This is a genomic window from Kitasatospora sp. NPDC051853, from assembly GCF_044452665.1.
Lineage (GTDB): Bacteria > Actinomycetota > Actinomycetes > Streptomycetales > Streptomycetaceae > Kitasatospora.
The window spans coordinates 589787-606350 of the sequence record NZ_JBITBY010000001.1; the positions used below are offsets into that span (position 1 = coordinate 589787).

General features: G+C 72.7%; 13 protein-coding genes and 1 riboswitch. Of the genes, 11 read left to right on the forward strand and 2 right to left on the reverse strand.

What is annotated here, in order from left to right; translation table 11 throughout:
• Positions 1 to 121: 121 nt before the first annotated feature.
• On the forward strand, positions 122 to 4462 hold the full coding sequence (locus ACIA8O_RS02545; protein WP_396291654.1) for a discoidin domain-containing protein: 4341 nt from the start codon (positions 122 to 124) through the stop codon (positions 4460 to 4462).
• Between the two features lie 257 nt (positions 4463 to 4719).
• Here the strand turns inward: ACIA8O_RS02545 and ACIA8O_RS02550 are convergent, their stop codons facing one another.
• Positions 4720 to 5370, reverse strand: a complete 651-nt coding sequence (locus ACIA8O_RS02550) for an MSMEG_1061 family FMN-dependent PPOX-type flavoprotein (protein WP_396291655.1) — start codon at positions 5368 to 5370, stop codon at positions 4720 to 4722.
• Positions 5371 to 5530: 160 nt separating this feature from the next.
• Positions 5531 to 5658: riboswitch (FMN riboswitch) on the forward strand.
• 174 nt (positions 5659 to 5832) lie between these two features.
• Here ACIA8O_RS02550 and ACIA8O_RS02555 point away from each other — a divergent pair.
• The 10 genes from ACIA8O_RS02555 to ACIA8O_RS02600 all read left to right on the forward strand — a co-directional run bounded on the left by ACIA8O_RS02555 (position 5833) and on the right by ACIA8O_RS02600 (position 14643).
• Positions 5833 to 6495 (forward strand): riboflavin synthase, encoded by a 663-nt coding sequence (locus tag ACIA8O_RS02555; RefSeq protein WP_396291656.1) that lies wholly within the window; start codon positions 5833 to 5835, stop codon positions 6493 to 6495.
• Positions 6496 to 6551: 56 nt separating this feature from the next.
• Positions 6552 to 7139 carry a nicotinamide riboside transporter PnuC gene (locus ACIA8O_RS02560; protein WP_396292107.1) on the forward strand — a complete coding sequence of 196 codons (588 nt, stop codon included), beginning with the start codon at positions 6552 to 6554 and terminating at the stop codon, positions 7137 to 7139.
• The gene (locus ACIA8O_RS02565) at positions 7136 to 8419 is read left to right on the forward strand and encodes a bifunctional 3,4-dihydroxy-2-butanone-4-phosphate synthase/GTP cyclohydrolase II (protein WP_396291657.1); all 1284 of its coding nucleotides are present in this window, start codon (positions 7136 to 7138) and stop codon (positions 8417 to 8419) included. The genes ACIA8O_RS02560 and ACIA8O_RS02565 overlap by 4 nt, the downstream gene beginning before the upstream one ends.
• A gap of 60 nt (positions 8420 to 8479) precedes the next feature.
• Entirely contained in the window at positions 8480 to 8965 is a 486-nt protein-coding gene (gene ribH / locus ACIA8O_RS02570) for a 6,7-dimethyl-8-ribityllumazine synthase (RefSeq protein ID WP_396291658.1), read from the forward strand.
• Positions 8966 to 9064: 99 nt separating this feature from the next.
• On the forward strand, positions 9065 to 9337 hold the full coding sequence (locus ACIA8O_RS02575; protein ID WP_345281000.1) for a phosphoribosyl-ATP diphosphatase: 273 nt from the start codon (positions 9065 to 9067) through the stop codon (positions 9335 to 9337).
• 52 nt (positions 9338 to 9389) lie between these two features.
• Complete coding sequence (gene hisG, locus ACIA8O_RS02580; RefSeq protein WP_396291659.1) at positions 9390 to 10238, forward strand: ATP phosphoribosyltransferase; 849 nt, start codon at positions 9390 to 9392, stop codon at positions 10236 to 10238.
• A 96-nt stretch (positions 10239 to 10334) separates the two neighbouring features.
• Positions 10335 to 10793: a PH domain-containing protein gene (locus ACIA8O_RS02585; protein ID WP_396291660.1), complete on the forward strand. Its 459-nt coding sequence runs from the start codon at positions 10335 to 10337 to the stop codon at positions 10791 to 10793.
• A 143-nt stretch (positions 10794 to 10936) separates the two neighbouring features.
• Positions 10937 to 12256 (forward strand): hemolysin family protein, encoded by a 1320-nt coding sequence (locus ACIA8O_RS02590; RefSeq protein WP_396291661.1) that lies wholly within the window; start codon positions 10937 to 10939, stop codon positions 12254 to 12256.
• Positions 12253 to 13287, forward strand: coding sequence for a hemolysin family protein (locus ACIA8O_RS02595; protein ID WP_396291662.1), 1035 nt, complete (start codon positions 12253 to 12255; stop codon positions 13285 to 13287). Before ACIA8O_RS02590 ends, ACIA8O_RS02595 begins: the two co-directional genes overlap by 4 nt.
• Before the next feature lie 153 nt (positions 13288 to 13440).
• Positions 13441 to 14643 carry a C40 family peptidase gene (locus ACIA8O_RS02600; RefSeq protein ID WP_396291663.1) on the forward strand — a complete coding sequence of 401 codons (1203 nt, stop codon included), beginning with the start codon at positions 13441 to 13443 and terminating at the stop codon, positions 14641 to 14643.
• Positions 14644 to 14662: 19 nt separating this feature from the next.
• On the opposite strand, the gene ACIA8O_RS02605 is transcribed toward ACIA8O_RS02600, so the two are convergent.
• A complete protein-coding gene (locus ACIA8O_RS02605; protein ID WP_396291664.1) occupies positions 14663 to 16498 on the reverse strand; it encodes an AAA family ATPase in 1836 nt (611 codons plus the stop codon).
• Positions 16499 to 16564: the final 66 nt, after the last annotated feature.

Genomic DNA, 16564 nt, shown 5'->3' on the forward strand with positions numbered 1-16564 from the left:
CTGCCGTTGACACTTTTGACACCCCTCTGTAACTCTTGGCGCACCATCACGCAAAAACTGAACAAGCAGCGGTCATTTTCTCGACTCCCACCCCCACCTACTGCAGAGACAGAGGGACGTCATGAGATCGAATCGCATACTCCCGCGACTGACGGCGACGTCGGTCGCGGTGGGCATGCTGCTGCTCGCCGGGCCCGTCCTGCCGACCCACGCGGCGGGCGGGCCCAACCTCGCCGCCGGGCGGACGGTGACCGCGAGCAGTGCCAACGGCCAGTACGTGGCCGGGAACGTCAACGACGGGAACCAGGCCAGCTACTGGGAGAGCGGCAACGGCGCGCTCCCGCAGTGGGTCCAGGTGGACCTGGGCTCCACCGCCTCGATCGACCAGGTGGCGCTCAAGCTGCCGGCCGGCTGGGGGAGCCGCAGCGAGACGCTGACGGTGCTCGGCTCGACGGACGGCAGCAACTTCTCGGCGATCGTGGCCTCGGCGTCCTACGCCTTCGATCCGGCGAGTGGGAACACCGTCCGGATCAACTTCCCTTCCACCAGTACCCGTTGGGTGCGCATCCAGGTCGCCGCCAACACCGCCTGGCCCGCCGCCCAGTTCTCCGAGTTCGAGGTCTACGGGGCTGCCACCGCCTCCGGTGACCTGCTCCGGGGTCGCACCCTGACCGCGAGCAGCGCCAACGGCCAGTACGGCGCCGGGAACGTCAACGACGCCAACCAGGCCAGCTACTGGGAGAGTTCGTCCAACGCCTTCCCGCAGTGGATCCAGGGCGACCTGGGCTCGGCCACCCAGGTCAACCGGCTGGTGCTGAAATTGCCGGCCGGCTGGGAGCAGCGCAGCCAGACCCTCAAGGTGCAGGGCTCCACCGACGGCAGCGCCTTCACCGACCTGCTCGCCGCGGCCGCCTACAGCTTCGACCCGGCGGCGGGGAACGTCGTGACGGTCTCGCTGCCCACCACCACGACCCGGTACCTGCGGCTGCTGTTCAGCGCCAACTCGGCTTGGCCCGCCGCCCAGTTGTCCGAGTTCGAGGCGTACGGGCCGGTCGGCGGCGACACCCAGGCGCCCACCGCCCCGACCGGTCTGACGTACAGCCAGCCTGCGGCCGGCAAGATCCAGCTGTCCTGGGCGGCCGCCACCGACAACACCGGCGTGACCGGCTACGACGTGTACGCCAACGGGGCGCTGCTGGCCTCCGTCGCGGGCACCGTCCTCACCTACACCGACACCCGCCCGGCCACCGAGAGCGTCACCTACACCGTGCGGGCCAAGGACGCGGCCGGCAACCAGTCCAACCCGAGCGCCCCGGTCACCCGCCCCGGCGAGAACCCGGGCGACACTGTGAAGCCGACCGCGCCCGGGAACCTCGCGTACACCGAGCCGGCCGCCGGGCAGATCCGGCTGACCTGGGACGCCGCCACCGACAACGTCGGGGTGACCGGCTACGAGGTCTACGCCGACGGGCAGTTGAAGGCCACCACGGCCGCCACCGTCCGCACCTTCACCGACAGCCAGCCCGCCTCCGCCACCGTGACCTACACCGTGCGGGCCAAGGACGCGGCGGGCAACCTCTCCGACCCGAGCACCGCCGTCACCCGTCCCGGTGACCCGGGCACGCCCGGCAGCAACCTGGCCGGTGGCAAGCCGATCGAGGCGTCCGGCCAGGCCTGGACCTTCGCCCCGGCCAACGCCAACGACAACAACACGGCCACCTACTGGGAGGGGAACGCCGGTGCGTACCCCAACACCCTGACGGTGAAGCTGGGTTCGGACGCGGACCTCCAGCGCGTGGTGCTCAAGCTCAACCCCGACGCCGCCTGGGGCGCCCGCACCCAGAACATCCAGGTGCTCGGCCGGGCCGACGGTGCCACCGGCTTCACCAGCCTGAAGGCCGCCGCCGACTACCGCTTCGACCCGGCGAGCGGGGCGAACACGGTGACCATCCCGGTCACCGGCCGGGCCTCCGACGTCCAGCTGCGGATCACCTCCAACTCCGGTGCGCCGGCCGGGCAGGTGGCCGAGTACCAGGTCATCGGCACCCCCGCGCCCAACCCCGACCTGACCGTCACCGACGTCTCCTGGAGCCCGGCGACGCCGAACGAGACCACCGCGATCACGCTGCGCGCCACGGTGAAGAACGTCGGGAACCTGCCCTCGCCCGCCGACACCGTCGACTTCCTGCTCGGCGGCGCGCTCGCCGACAGCGTCGCCGTGCCGGCCCTGGCGGCCGGCGAGTCGGCGACCGTCTCGAAGTCCATCGGCACCCGCCCGCAGGGCAGTTACCTGCCGAGCGCCCGGGTGGACGCCGACAACTCCGTCCGGGAGCGGAACGAGGACAACAACCTGCTCGCGGCCGCCTCCCCGATCACCGTCACCCAGGCCCCCGGCCCGGACCTGGAGGTCCTGGACGTCACCCCCAACCCGGCCAGCCCGGCCGCCGGTGCGCCCACCTCCTTCACCGTCCAGCTGCGCAACCGCGGCATCGACCCGGCCCCGGCCGGCGTCACCCGGCTCACCGTCGGCAGCACCACGCTGAACAGCGCCACCCCGGCGATCGCCGCCGGACAGACCGTCAGCCTGCCGGTCACCGGCACCTGGACGGCGGTCGGCGGCGGCGCGACGATCACCGTCACGGCGGACGCCACCGGCACCGCCGCGGAGACCAACGAGAACAACAACGTGCTCGCCAAGCCGATCGTGGTCGGCCGGGGCGCGGCCGCGCCGTACACCTCCTACGAGGCCGAGGACGGCGCCTACCAGGGCGAGTTGCTCCAGGCCGACGCCCTGCGCACCTTCGGGCACACCAACTACGCCTCCGAGTCCTCCGGCCGCAAGTCCGTCCGGCTGACCTCCACCGGCCAGTACGTCGAGATCACCTCGACCGTGCCGACCAACTCGATCGTGGTCCGCAACTCGATCCCGGACGCGCCGGGCGGCGGCGGGGCCGACGCCACGCTCAGCCTGTACGCCAACGGCGTCTTCGTGCAGAAGCTCCAGCTCTCCTCGAAGCACAGCTGGTTGTACGGCACCACGGACCAGCCCGAGGGCCTCGTCCAGACCCCGCAGGCCGACGCCCGCCGGCTCTTCGACGAGACGCACGCGCTGCTCCCGCAGAGCTACCCGGCCGGCACCAAGCTCCGGCTGCAGAAGGACGGCGGTGACAGCGCCGCGTTCTACGCGATCGACCTGATCGACCTGGAGCAGGTCGCCCCGCCGACCGCCAAGCCGGCCGAGTGCACCTCGATCGCCGACTTCGGCGCGGTGCCGAACGACGGACTGGACGACACCGCCGCGATCCAGGCCGCCGTGACGGCCGACCAGAACGGCACCATCGCCTGCGTCTGGATCCCGGCCGGCCAGTGGCGCCAGGAGAAGAAGATCCTCACCGACGACCCGCTGAACCGCGGGATGTACAACCAGGTGGGCATCCGGGACGTCACGATCCGCGGCGCGGGCATGTGGCACTCGCAGCTCTACTCGCTGATCGAGCCGCAGAACGCGACGGGCTCCATCAACCACCCGCACGAGGGCAACTTCGGCTTCGACATCGACGACAACACCCAGATCTCCGACATCGCGATCTTCGGCTCCGGCCGGATCCGCGGCGGCTCCGACGGCTCGGAGGGCGGCGTCGGCCTGAACGGCCGCTTCGGCAGGAACACGAAGATCAGCAACGTCTGGATCGAGCACTCCAACGTCGGCGTCTGGGTCGGCCGCGACTACGACAACATCCCGGACCTCTGGGGCCCGGCCGACGGCCTGCAGTTCAGCGGCATGCGGATCCGCGACACCTACGCCGACGGCATCAACTTCTCCAACGGCACCCGCAATTCGAAGGTCTTCAACTCCACCTTCCGCACCACCGGTGACGACGCGCTGGCCGTCTGGGCCAACAAGTACGTCAAGAACACCACGGTGGACGTCGCCCACGACAACAGCTTCACCAACAACACCGTCCAACTCCCCTGGCGAGCTACGGGCATCGCGGTCTACGGCGGCTACGGCAACCGGATCGAGAACAACCTGGTGTACGACACCGCCAACTACCCCGGCATCATGCTCGCCACCGACCACGACCCGCTGCCCTTCTCCGGGCAGACGCTGATCGCCAACAACGCGATCGTCCGCAGCGGCGGGGCGTTCTGGAACGAGGACCAGGAGTTCGGCGCGCTCACGCTCTTCGCCGCCAACCAGGACATCCCGGGGGTGGTGATCCGGGACACCGAGATCCTCGACTCCACCTACGACGGCATCCAGTTCAAGACCGGCGGGGGCACCATCCCCGACGTGAAGATCACCAATGTGCGGATCGACAGGTCCAACAACGGCGCGGGCATCCTGGCGATGTCCGGCGCCCGGGGCAGCGCGACCCTCACCAACGTGACCGTCACCAACTCCGCGAAGGGGGACGTGGTCCGCCAGCCCGGCACCACCTTCACCATCACCAACGGGTAGCCGCCGACGCCACCGGCCGGCCGGAGTCAGTCTCCGGCCGGCCGGTGGCCGGTCAGCTCCCGGAAGGCCGGGTCGGTGCGCAGGGCCCGCAGGCCCGGGCCCTGCCAGGCCTCCTGGCGCTGCTCGGCGGTGACCACGGAGAACCGGAGGTCGTTCAGCGCGTCCGTGGTGCTGCCCGGCTCCCTGCGCGTCCACGTGGTGGCGCAGGAGCACCGCGACGGGCGTGAGGCGGCCGGCCGTCATGCCCGGACGGCCCGTTACTCGTAGCGGTACAGCAGGGCGTCCCGCTCGTCCTGCTCGATCATGGCGAGGGTCAGGGACGGGTCGCCGATGTTGGCCTGGGTGACGCGGGCCGAGCTCGGCACCCGGTCGCGGGCGAGCCACTGCTCGGGCTTCCAGGCGGAGCCGCGCAGGAAGGCCTTGGGGCAGTGGCCGTAGACCTCCTCGACCCGGACCACGACGGCGCTGCGCGGGGGCTTGCCGACGGCGGTGAGCCGGCCGAGCAGCTCGGGGTCGGCGGTGACGAGGGCGCGGCCGTTGACCCGGAGGGTGGCGTCCCGGCCGGGGACGACGAAGAGCAGGCCGACCCGGCCGGTCTCGACGATGTTGTGCAGGCTGTCGAGGCGCTTGTTGCCGGTCGCGTCCGGGATCGCCAGGGTGTGCTCGTCGAGGACCGAGACGAACCCGGCCGGGCCGCCGCGCGGGGTCACGTCGCAGCTGCCGTCCGCGCCGGTGCTGGCGAGCATCACCAGCGAGGCGCAGGCGATGAGTTCGCGCGAGGTCTCGTTGAGACGGTCGACCTGCTTGCGGTAGGCGTTGGGGCCGGGGTGCTCGTACAGCTCGCGCAGCTGGTCGACGGAGCACAGGGCATCGGCGCGGAGGGCCTCGAAGGCATCGGGTGTCGTCACGTACCGGCACGGTAGCCCACGGACGATCATGGCGGCAGGGGATATTCCCACCGATGCGTCCCGGGCGCGACCTGACGGAGTGAAACATGACACAGGAGCGGGCCCTCCCGGCCGGTTCCGGACGCGTGGCACAATGTCGGCAGAAACAGCAGTGACGTTCAGCGCACTCCGGGGTCGGTGAAAATCCGAACCGGCGGTTACAGTCCGCGACCCGTCCGCAGCCAGCGGCCGGTTGACCAGGTGAAATTCCTGGACCGACGGTTAAAGTCCGGATGGGAGGCGTGCGCGGGCGGGTAGTGACAGCGGTGTGCGGTGCCACGGCTCTTCCCCGAGGAGTCGTGTCCTCAGCGGGAGGACCCTCTTTTCGAGGGCGGTCCCGACGCACCTCCGTTCTCGTACCCGTCGTGTCATCTCCCAGTGCCGCCCCGGAGTCCGCGCCCTAGCAGCGCGAGGAGAACCCGGGTGTTCACCGGCATCATCGAAGAGCTCGGCGAGGTCGTCTCCATCGAGGAGATCGGCGAATCCTCGCGCATCCGCCTCCGGGGCCCCCTGGTCTGTGGCGACGCCGGGCACGGCGACTCCATCGCGGTCAACGGCGTCTGCCTGACCGTGGTCGACAGCCCCGAGCAACTGGCCGCCGGCACCGGTGAGTTCAGCGCCGACGTGATGGCCGAGACGCTGCACCGCTCCAGCCTGGGCGCGCTCGCCCCCGGTTCCAAGGTCAACCTGGAGCGGGCCATGTCGCTGGGCGCCCGGCTCGGCGGCCACCTGGTCCAGGGCCACGTGGACGCCACCGGCACCCTGCTCTCCCGCGAGCCCGGCGACCTGGACGCGGACGGGAACCTGCGCTGGGAGGTGCTGCGCTTCTCGCTGCCCCGGGGCATCACCCGCTACCTGGTGGAGAAGGGCTCGATCACGGTGGACGGCGTCAGCCTCACCGTGGTGGAGGCCGCCCTCGACAGCTTCACCGTCAGCCTCATCCCGGCCACCCTGGCCCTGACCACGCTCGGCACCAAGAAGGTCGGCGACCCGGTCAACCTCGAGGTGGACGTGCTGGCCAAGTACGTCGAGCGGCTGCTCGACACCCGTACCCTTCCCGCCACCCCCGTCGAGGACGCCTCGTGAACTGGCTCAACGAAACCGCCTTCTCGATATTCGGCCAGACCGTCAAGTGGACCGACATGGTGGGCAACCTGCTCGGCCTGGCCGCGCTGGCCCTCGGCTGGCGCCGCTCGGTCTGGAGCTGGCCGGTCCAGCTGCTCTCCGGCGTGGTGCTGATCGGCGCCTACCTCTCGGCCCACCTGACCGGCCTGATCGGCAAGCAGGGCATCGTGATCGTGGCCGCCGTCTGGGGCTGGACCCAGTGGCAGCGCGGCCGCCGGCAGACCGGTGAGATCGAGGTCCGGTTCGCCACCGCCCGTGAGCGCGCCGTGCTGGTCGGCGCCACCGCGCTGGCCACCGTGGCCGTCGCCGGGCTGTTCCTGGCCGTGCCCGAGCTCTCCTGGAGCCCGTGGGCCGACGCCTACATCTTCGTCGGCACGCTGGCCGCGATGTACGCGCAGGCCAAGGGCTGGGTGGAGTTCTGGTTCGCCTGGATCGCCGTCGACCTGGTCGGCGTCCCGCTCGCCTTCACCAGCGGCTACACCTTCTCCGGCATCACCTACGCCATCTACTTCGTGCTGGTGCTGCTGGGCCTGCAGGCCTGGTGGACCCGTACCCGCACCCCCCGAATCGCCAACAAGGCCGTCCCGCAGGGAGTTTCGGCATGACCGTGCAGCCCGAGAACGACATCCGTCAGCTGGTCGACGACGCCTTCGCGCTCGACCCGGTGGAGCGGGCGATCGCCGACATCGCGCTCGGCCGCCCGGTCATCGTGGTCGACGACGAGGACCGCGAGAACGAGGGCGACATCGTCTTCGCCGCCTCGGCCGCCACCCCCGAGCTGATGGCCTTCACCATCCGCTACTCCTCCGGCGTGATCTGCGTGCCGATGACCGGCGAGGAGCTGGACCGGCTCAAGCTGCCCCCGATGACCCAGGTCAACGAGGACCGCAAGGGCACCGCCTACGCCGTCTCGGTGGACGCCCGCGACGGCGTGGACACCGGCATCTCGGCCGCCGACCGGGCCCGCACCGTCAAGCTGCTCTCCACCGTGGCCACCGAGCCGGGCGACCTGACCCGCCCCGGCCACGTCTTCCCGCTGCGCGCGGTCGAGGGCGGCGTGCTGGTCCGCCCCGGCCACACCGAGGCCGCCGTGGACCTGGCCCGCCTGGCCGGGCTGGCCCCGGCCGGCGCGATCGCCGAGGTGGTCAACGACGACGGCACCATGGCCCGGCTGCCCGAGCTGGTCGTCTTCGCCCGCGAGCACGGCCTGGCGATCATCTCGATCGAGGACCTGATCGCCTACCGGCGCCGCACCGAGCTGCACGTCAAGCGCACCGCCGTCACCCAACTGCCCACCGAGCACGGCGAGTTCACCGCCGTCGGGTACAAGGGCACGCTGGACGGGGTCGAGCACATCGCGCTGGTGGCCGGCGGCCTCGGCGCCGACGGCAGGCTCCCGGTCGGCGAGGACGTGCTGGTGCGCCTGCACTCCGAGTGCCTCACCGGCGACGTCTTCGGCTCGCTGCGCTGCGACTGCGGCCCCCAGCTGGACGCCTCGCTGGCCGAGGTGGCCGCCTCCGGCCACGGCGTGGTGGTCTACCTGCGCGGCCACGAGGGCCGCGGCATCGGCCTGACCCACAAGCTGCGCGCCTACGAGCTCCAGGAGCAGGGCCGTGACACGGTGGACGCCAACCTCGAACTCGGCCTGCCCGCCGACGCCCGGGACTACAGCATCGGCGCCCACATGCTGGTCGACCTCGGGGTCCGCTCGCTGACCCTGCTCACCAACAACCCCGACAAGACCGCCGCGCTGACCGAGCACGGCATCAAGGTCAAGGGCCGCCGCGGCCTGGAGACCCAGCCCGGCGAGCACAACGCCGCGTACCTGCGCACCAAGCGCGACCGGATGGGCCACGAGCTGACCCGGCTCGACCCCGAGGCCTGACCCGTCCCCAGCGCCCCCGTACCTGACGAACCACCACCCCACAGAGAACGGACCACCCACGTGAGCGGCCACGGAGCCCCCGAGCTGACCATCAAGAACTGCGCCGACCTGCGGGTCGCGGTGATCGCCGCGCAGTGGCACCAGCAGGTGATGGACGGCCTGCTGGACGGCGCGCACCGCGCCCTCAAGGAGCTCGGCATCGAGGAGCCGACCGTCGTCCGGGTGCCCGGCACCTTCGAACTCCCGGTCGCCGCCAAGGTGCTGGCCGAGCGCGGCTACGACGCCGTGGTCGCGCTCGGCGTGGTCATCCGCGGCGGCACCCCGCACTTCGACTACGTCTGCCAGGGCGCCACCATCGGCCTGACCGACGTCAGCGTGCAGACCGGTGTCCCGGTCGGCTTCGGCGTGCTGACCTGTGACAACGAGCAGCAGGCGCTGGACCGCGCGGGCCTGCCGGGCTCGGCCGAGGACAAGGGCCACGAGGCGGTCACCGCGGCCGTGGCCACCGCCGCCGCGCTGCGCTCGGTCTCCGAGCCCTGGCGCTGACCCGGTAGCGGGCCGGCGGACGCGCGACGTCCACCGGAGTGTCCACGCTCCGGAATCGTTTACCGTCCGTCAGCCCGCAAGCCGTAAGGTGGGCCCATCATGGCTTCGAAGACATTCGAGGAGCTGTTCACCGAGCTCCAGCAGAAGGCCGCCACGGCCGACCCCTCGACCTCCCGCACCGCGCAGCTCGTCCAGCAGGGCGTCCATGCGATCGGCAAGAAGGTCGTCGAGGAGGCCGCCGAGGTCTGGATGGCCGCCGAGTACCAGTCCACCGAGGAGACGGCGGAGGAGATCTCGCAGCTCCTGTACCACCTTCAGGTGATGATGGTCGCGCGCGGACTGACGCTGGACGACGTCTACAAGTACCTCTGAAACACCCTCAGAACCAGAACACCCACTCCTTACGATGAAGGGCTCCTCTCCCATGCTGCGCATCGCCGTCCCCAACAAGGGTTCGCTCTCGGGTCCCGCGGCGGAGATGCTCCATGAGGCCGGCTACCGCCAGCGCAAGGACCCCAAGGAGCTGGTGCTGGTCGACCCGGAGAACCAGGTCGAGTTCTTCTTCCTCCGCCCGCGCGACATCGCGGTCTACGTCGGCTCCGGCCGTCTGGACGTCGGCATCACCGGCCGGGACCTGCTGCTGGACTCCGCCTCGGACGCCGAGGAGGTGCTGGCCCTCGGCTTCGGCGGCTCCACCTTCCGGTTCGCCAAGCCGGTCGGCGTGGAGGTCGCGGACGTGCAGGGCCTGGAGGGCCTGCGGATCGCCACCTCCTACACCGGGCTGGTCGAGCAGCACCTGGCCGAGCACGGCGTGAAGGCCACCGTCACCAAGCTGGACGGCGCGGTGGAGACCGCGGTGCAGCTCGGCGTGGCCGACGTGATCGCCGACGTGGTGGAGACCGGCACCAGCCTGCGCAACGCCGGCCTGGAGATCTTCGGCGACCCGATCCTGGTCTCCGACGCGGTGGTCATCCGGCCCAAGGGCGCGGGCGAGGACGCTCAGGTCGAGGGCTTCCTGCGCCGCCTGCAGGGCGTGCTGGTGGCCCGCCGCTACGTGCTGATGGACTACGACATCCGGGCCGAGAAGGTCGGCGAGGCCGTCGCCCTGACGCCGGGTCTGGAGTCGCCGACCGTCTCCCCGCTGCACACCGAGGGCTGGGTCGCGGTCCGCTCCATGGTGCTCCGCAAGGAGGCCCAGCGGATCATGGACGACCTCTGGGCGATCGGCGCCCGGGCCATCCTGGTCACCAACATCCACGCCTGCCGGATCTGAGCGCGGCCGCCCTCCCCGGGTTTGTAAGGACCTCGTAGGGTGGGACGTCGTCAACGACGTCCCACCCTTCGGCTTTCCCCCGTCTGGAGAACCACCGTGTCCAGCCCCGCCGCCCCGCCCGCCGTCGACCTGCCCGTCACCTGGGCCCCGCGCCGCAACCGGGTCGTGCTCGCGGTGATCTGCGCCGTCTTCCTGGTGCTGTTCACCACCATGGCCGTGGCCCTGCCGCCGCACTGGCACGTCAACGACCGGGTGGCGATGTTCTGCTCCGGGCTGCTGTTCGCCTCGGTCGGCGTGATGCTGGCCCGCCCGCAGGTGAAGGCCGACGCGGAGGGCGTCACGGTGACCAACTTCGTCCGCAGCCACCGGCTGAGCTGGGCGCAGATCGTCCGGGTGAACTTCCGTCAGGGCGACCCCTGGGTGACCCTCGACCTGGCCGACGGCACCGCGCTGGCCGCCGTCGGCATCCAGGCGGGCGGCGGCCGCGCGCAGGCCGTCCGGGCCGCCCGGGCCCTGCGCGACCTGGTCGACCACCGGGGCGCGGCGCGGGTCTGACGGGTCCTCCGTTCCCGTACGGCCATCGTCTACCCTGGCCGGTGACCCCTACGACCTGAGGAGTGACACCTCCCCTCGATGGACGATCCGTCCGGTAGCAGTACCAGCGCCGCCTCCGTCCGGCCCGGTCAGGAGGCGGCAGCGTGACCACCGCCTGGCTGCTGCTGCTCGCGGCCGTGCTGCTGATCCTCGCCAACGGCCTGTTCGTGGCCGCCGAGTTCGCCCTCGTCACGGTCGACCGGGGGATGATCGAACGCTCCGCCGCCGAGGGGGACCGCAGGGCGCAGGGCGTGGAGAAGGCGCAGCGGCACCTCTCCTTCCAGCTCTCCGGGGCCCAGCTCGGCATCACCGTCACCTCCCTGGTGGTCGGCATGCTCGCCGAGCCCGCCCTCTCGGTGCTGCTCGCCCCGGTGCTGGACGGCCTCGGCGTGCCGGCCGCCGCCACCCACGGCGTCTCGGTGGCGGTGGGCATGGCGCTGGCCACCGTGGTGCAGATGGTGATCGGCGAGCTGGTGCCGAAGAACTGGGCCATCTCCCACCCCGTGCAGGTCGCCTACGCGGTGGTCGGCCCGCAGCGGGCCTTCTCCGCCGTCTGCCGCCCGCTGATCCGCTTCCTGAACGGCTCCGCCGACCGGATGGTGCGGGCCCTCGGCATCGAGCCGCAGGAGGAGCTGGACCATGCCCGCACCCCCGAGGAACTGGTCTCGCTGGCCCGGCACTCCGCCAAGGAGGGCGCGCTGGACGAGCAGTCGGCCAAGCTGTTCGTGAAGACCCTGGCCCTGGCCGAGCTGACCGCCGAGAGCGTGATGACCCCGAGGATCGACGTCGCCGCCCTCCAGCGCGACGCCACCGCCTCCGACGTGCTCAACCTGACCAGGGCCACCGGCTTCTCCCGCTTCCCGGTCTACGCCGACGGCCTGGACGAGGTCACCGGCACCGTCACCCTCAAGGACGCCCTGGCCGTCGCGGCCGATCGCCGCCCCACCGTCCGGGTCGCCCAACTCGCCCACCCCGCCCTGCTGGTGCCCGAGACGCTGCCCTGCGAGGAACTGCTCGACCGGCTGCGGCGCGAGCAGCCGATGGCCATCGTGGTGGACGAGTACGGCGGCACCGCCGGCCTGGTCACCCTGGAGGACATCGTCGAGGAGATCGTCGGCGAGGTGCAGGACGAGCACGACCTCGACGACCTGCCCGACCTGCGCCCGCTCCCGCCGCGGGACGGCCTGCCCGCCTGGGAGGCCGACGGCCGGGCCCGGCTCGACCAGCTGGAGGCGATCGGCCTGCACGCGCCCGACGGCCCGTACGAGACCCTCGGCGGTCTGCTCTCCGACCTGCTCGGCAAGCTACCGGCCCCCGGTGAGGAGGCGTCACTTCCCGGGTGGCGCTTCACCGTGCTGGCCGTCGAGCGGCACCGCACCAGCCGGGTGCTGGTGCGGCGGGCCGCCGGGGAGGGGGAGGCATGAGCGTGCTGCAACTGGCCGCCTCGCTGCTCCTGCTGCTCGGCAACGCCTTCTTCGTCGGCGCGGAGTTCGCCGTGATCTCGGTGCGGCGCAGCCAGATCGAGCCGCTGGCGGAGGCCGGCAACCGGCGGGCCCGGACGGTGCTGCACGCGCTGTCGAACGTCTCCGCGATGCTGGCGGCCGCCCAACTCGGCATCACTGTCTGCTCGTTGCTGCTCGGCGCGCTGGCCGAGCCGACCATCGCCCGGCTGCTGGAGGGCCCGTTCCACGCGGTCGGCATCCCCGAGCAGCTGATCCACCCGATCGGGTACGTGGTGGCGCTGGCCGTGGTGGTCTTCCTGCACATGGTGGTCGGCGAGATGGTGCCCAAGAACATCGCGCTCGCCGGGCCGGAGCGGGCCGCGCTGTGGCTCGGCCCGCCGCTGGACCGGCTGGCCCGCTGGCTCTCGCCGGTCATCCGCTTCCTGAACGCCTTCGCCAACGGGGTGCTGCGGCTCTTCCGGGTCGAGCCCAAGGACGAGGTGGAGTCGGTCTTCACCACCGAGCAGCTGCTCTACCTGCTGACCGACTCCAGGGAGGCCGGCCTGCTCGACGAGCAGCGGCAGGAACGGCTGGAGGACGCCCTGGAGTTGGGGGTGCGGCCGGTCACCGACGTGCTGCTGCCGCCCGAGCAGCTGGTGACGGTCGGCCCGGCCGTCACCGCCGCCGAGATCGAGGACCTCGCGGTGCGGACCGGCTTCTCCCGCTTCCCGGTGCTCGACGGGGCGGGCGAGGTGCGGGGCTACCTGCACGTCAAGGACGCCCTGGACGTGGACGACCGTGACGCCCCGGTGCCCGAGCGGCTCTGGCGGCCCGTCACCGTGCTGCGCGGGACGCTGCCGCTGGACGACGCGCTGGCCGCGATGCAGCGGGCCGCCTCGCACCTGGCGGCGGTGGTCGACCAGGACGGGAAGGCGCTGGGGCTGGTGGCGCTGGAGGACGTCCTGGAGGAGCTGGTCGGCGAGATGCACGACCCGGACCACCGGCGGCCGTAGCGGGCTTCCGCGGCCGCCGTCCGTTCGGCCGAACGCGTGGACGGGGTGGGCCGGGCGGAGTGCCTCCGTCCGGCCGGACCGGCGACGGGGTGAGCATGGCCGACGGCACGCGGGGCGGCAAGGCGCTCCGCGGCCGGGCGAAGGGAAGACCGGATGACGGTCGGTCAGGGCGGTGGCCAGGGTCAGCGGGCGCTCCGGCGCTCGGCGGTGGCGGCGGCCGTGGCGGTCGCCCTCTGGGCGGGCCCGCTCGGCGCCCCCGCCCACGCGGACCCGGCGCCCCCACCGGCCGGCGGGCCCGGGGCGGTCGCGCAGCCGGGGCCGTTCGCCCTGCCGGGGGAGGCCGGTGCGCCCGGTGTGTTCGCCAGGCCCGGGGACCCGTCCGGGATCACGCCGCAGCCCGGGGTGTCGGCGCTGTCGGCGGCCGAGATCGGTGACCCGGTCCTGGTGCGGCTCGCCCTGGACATCGCCGAACTGCGGCCCGCCGCCGACGCGGCACGGGTGCTGGCGGAGCGTCAGGCGGCGGAGGCGGCGGGCCTGCGGCAGGCCGCCGACCTGCTCGGGGCCGAGCGGGGGGCGGCCGGGGCCGCGCTCCAGGAGGGCGAGTCGGGGGCGGCGCAGCTGGCGGGCTCCGAGTACCGGGGGCAGAGCCTGTCCGGCTTCCTGAAGCTGCTGGTCAGCGGGCCGGCCGGGCTGGTGCCGGACGGCGTGCCGGCGGCGGGGGCGCGGGCGCAGGCCGCGCTGGTGCAGCGGCTGCGCGGCGCGTACGCGGAGGTCAGCGGACGGCAGGAGGCGGCCGAGTGGGCGGCGCAGGAGGCCGCGGCGGCGCTCGAGGGCGGGCGGGCCGCGCAGGCCGGGCTGGAGCGGCGGCTGACGGAGACCGTCGCCCGGCTGGCGGAGAGCGCGCGGGGGAAGGCGGCGCCGGGCGGCGGGGTCACGATGGTCCGGCCGGAGGACTCGCCCGTGCTGCCGGAGGTCGACGCCGCACCCACCGAGGCGGGCGCCCGGGCGGTCGCGGAGGCCCTGGGGCAGCTCGGCCGCCCGTACGTCTGGGGCGGCGCCGGCCCCGAGGTCTTCGACTGCTCCGGCCTCACCTCCTGGGCCTGGCAGCACGCCGGGACCCCGGTCCCGCGCACCAGCCAGGAGCAGTGGGCCGGCCTCACCCGCGTCCCCCTCCACGACCTCCGCCCGGGCGACCTGGTCATCTACGACCCCGGCGCCACCCACGTCTCGATGTACCTCGGCGGTGGCCTGGTGGTCCACGCCCCCCACCCCCGGACCGTCGTCAAGATCGCCCCCGTCGGCCTCCTGCCCGTCCTCGGCGCCGTCCGCCCGGACGCCGAGCGGTACGGAGCGTAGGGCCGGGCGCAGTGCGCGGTCAGCGGCGGCCGTCGATGAGTTCGCCGTAGGCCTGCATCAGGTCGGGGAGGCGGAGGGTGATCAGGTCCTCGCGGCCGGGGGTGCTGGTGAGGGTGGAGAGGCGCAGGTCGCGGTAGGCGCAGGACTTCTCGTAGAGGGTGCGGATGAAGCGGCCGTTGCCGAGCTCGTCGATCCAGCCCTCGGCGACCACGTGGGTGCAGATGCTGGCGAGCTCCTCGGCGGCGTCCTGGTCCCAGCCGTCGCCGCTGCCGGCGGCGAGGGTGCGGCCGATGGCGGTGAGTTCGGCGGGGCGGTAGCTGGGGAAGTCGACCCGGGTGGTGAAGCGGGAGTTGAGGCCGGGGTTGGTGGCGAGCAGGCGGTTCATGCCCTCGGGGTAGCCGGCCAGGATGACGACCAGCCGGTCGCGGTTGTCCTCGGCGCGCTTGAGGAGGACCTGGAGCGCCTCGTCCCCGTACGCGTCGCCCTGGCTGTAACCGGAGTTGGAGAGGCTGTAGGCCTCGTCGATGAAGAGGACGCCGTCCAGCGCGGAGTCGATCAGCTCGTTGGCCTTGACCGCCGTCTGCCCGAGGTACTCGCCGACCAGGTCGGCGCGCTGCGCCTCGACCAGGTGGTCACCGGAGAGCAGGCCGAGCGCGTGGAAGACCTGGCCGAGGATCCGCGCCACGGTGGTCTTGCCGGTGCCCGAGGGCCCGGAGAAGACGAAGTGCCGCTTGGGCGGGGCGACCGGCAGCGACTGGTCGGCCCGCAGCCGGGACATCCGCAACTGCGCGGACAGCGCTCGGACCTGACGCTTCACCGGGTCCAGCCCGACCATCTGCTCCAGCTGGGCGAGCACCGCCTCCAGCCCGTCGCCGCCGCCGGCCCGCAGCGGCCCGGGCCCGGCCGGGGGAGCGGCCCCGGCGGCGGTGGCCCGCACCGGGGTCTGGGCGGGCTCGGGTGCGGCGGGAGCAGGCTCGGCCGGGGGAGCGGCGGCGGGCCCGGCGGGCTCCTCGTCGTCGAGGAACTCCTCGTCGGGGAACGGGAGTTCACCAGCGGCCAGGGCGGGCAGCAGCAGTTCGTCGAGCACGCCGTCCTCGGTGGCGATGGCGGCCAGCCGGGCGGCGGTGTCCATGAAGCCGGGGTCGGCCCGGTGCACCGCGCGGTAGAGCGGGAGGGCGGCTGCGCTGCGCCCGGCGCCCTCGTAGGCGCGGGCCAGCCAGTAGCGCAGCTCCTTGCGCTGGGGCTGCTCGGAGCGGCAGCGGGCCAGCGAGACGGCCAGCGGGTGCTGGGCCTGGGCGCACATGTCCAGCCGCACCCGGGCCATGCCGGCGAACAACCCGGCCTCGATGCCCAGGAGTTGGTCGTCCAGCAGTGGTTCGGTGTCGCGGATCAGCTGCTCCCAGTCCTTCAGCAGGTAGGAGCGGCAGGCGTGCAGGAAGCGGACCGAGGGGTCCTGCTCGGGGGAGGCGCAGGCGGCCAGGGCGGTGTCCAGCTCGGCCAGGTGCCGGCCGTCCAGCCAGTGCGAGGCGTGCGCCAGCGCGAGGTCGCGGGCGTCCTCCAGGACGGGCTGGACCCACCAGCCCAGCCAGTACCAGGAGCTGAGCGGGCGTCGGTGCTGGGCGCGCTGCTCGCCGAAACGTTTCTGGTGGCGGTGCATCTCGACCAGGGCGGCGGAGGTGTCGCAGCGCAGCGCGTGCAGGCCGAGCCAGGCGTCCGCCATCCCCGGGTCGAGCCGGACGGCGGTGCGGAACTCCTCCTCGGCGCGGGCGTACGAGCCCGCGGCGTAGGCGTCCATCGCCCGCAGCCAGGCCCGGTCGGCCAGCCGGTCCGGACCGGTGGAATCGGAACTCGCCATGACACTCAGCCCCCCGCCGTGTGCGCCAGCACACCCCCTTGCGGGAATCGTACCGGTGGGAGGCTG

Excerpts from the sequence above, each read along its gene's own strand:
- hisG (WP_396291659.1), top strand. The coding sequence starts at position 9,390 with ATGCTGCGCATCGCCGTCCCCAACAAGGGTTCGCTCTCGGGTCCCGCG.
- ACIA8O_RS02600 (WP_396291663.1), top strand. The coding sequence starts at position 13,441 with ATGACGGTCGGTCAGGGCGGTGGCCAGGGTCAGCGGGCGCTCCGGCGC.
- ACIA8O_RS02575 (WP_345281000.1), top strand. The coding sequence starts at position 9,065 with ATGGCTTCGAAGACATTCGAGGAGCTGTTCACCGAGCTCCAGCAGAAG.
- ACIA8O_RS02565 (WP_396291657.1), top strand. The coding sequence starts at position 7,136 with ATGACCGTGCAGCCCGAGAACGACATCCGTCAGCTGGTCGACGACGCC.
- ACIA8O_RS02595 (WP_396291662.1), top strand. The coding sequence starts at position 12,253 with ATGAGCGTGCTGCAACTGGCCGCCTCGCTGCTCCTGCTGCTCGGCAAC.
- ACIA8O_RS02545 (WP_396291654.1), top strand. The coding sequence starts at position 122 with ATGAGATCGAATCGCATACTCCCGCGACTGACGGCGACGTCGGTCGCG.
- ACIA8O_RS02605 (WP_396291664.1), bottom strand. The coding sequence starts at position 16,498 with ATGGCGAGTTCCGATTCCACCGGTCCGGACCGGCTGGCCGACCGGGCC.
- ACIA8O_RS02560 (WP_396292107.1), top strand. The coding sequence starts at position 6,552 with ATGGTGGGCAACCTGCTCGGCCTGGCCGCGCTGGCCCTCGGCTGGCGC.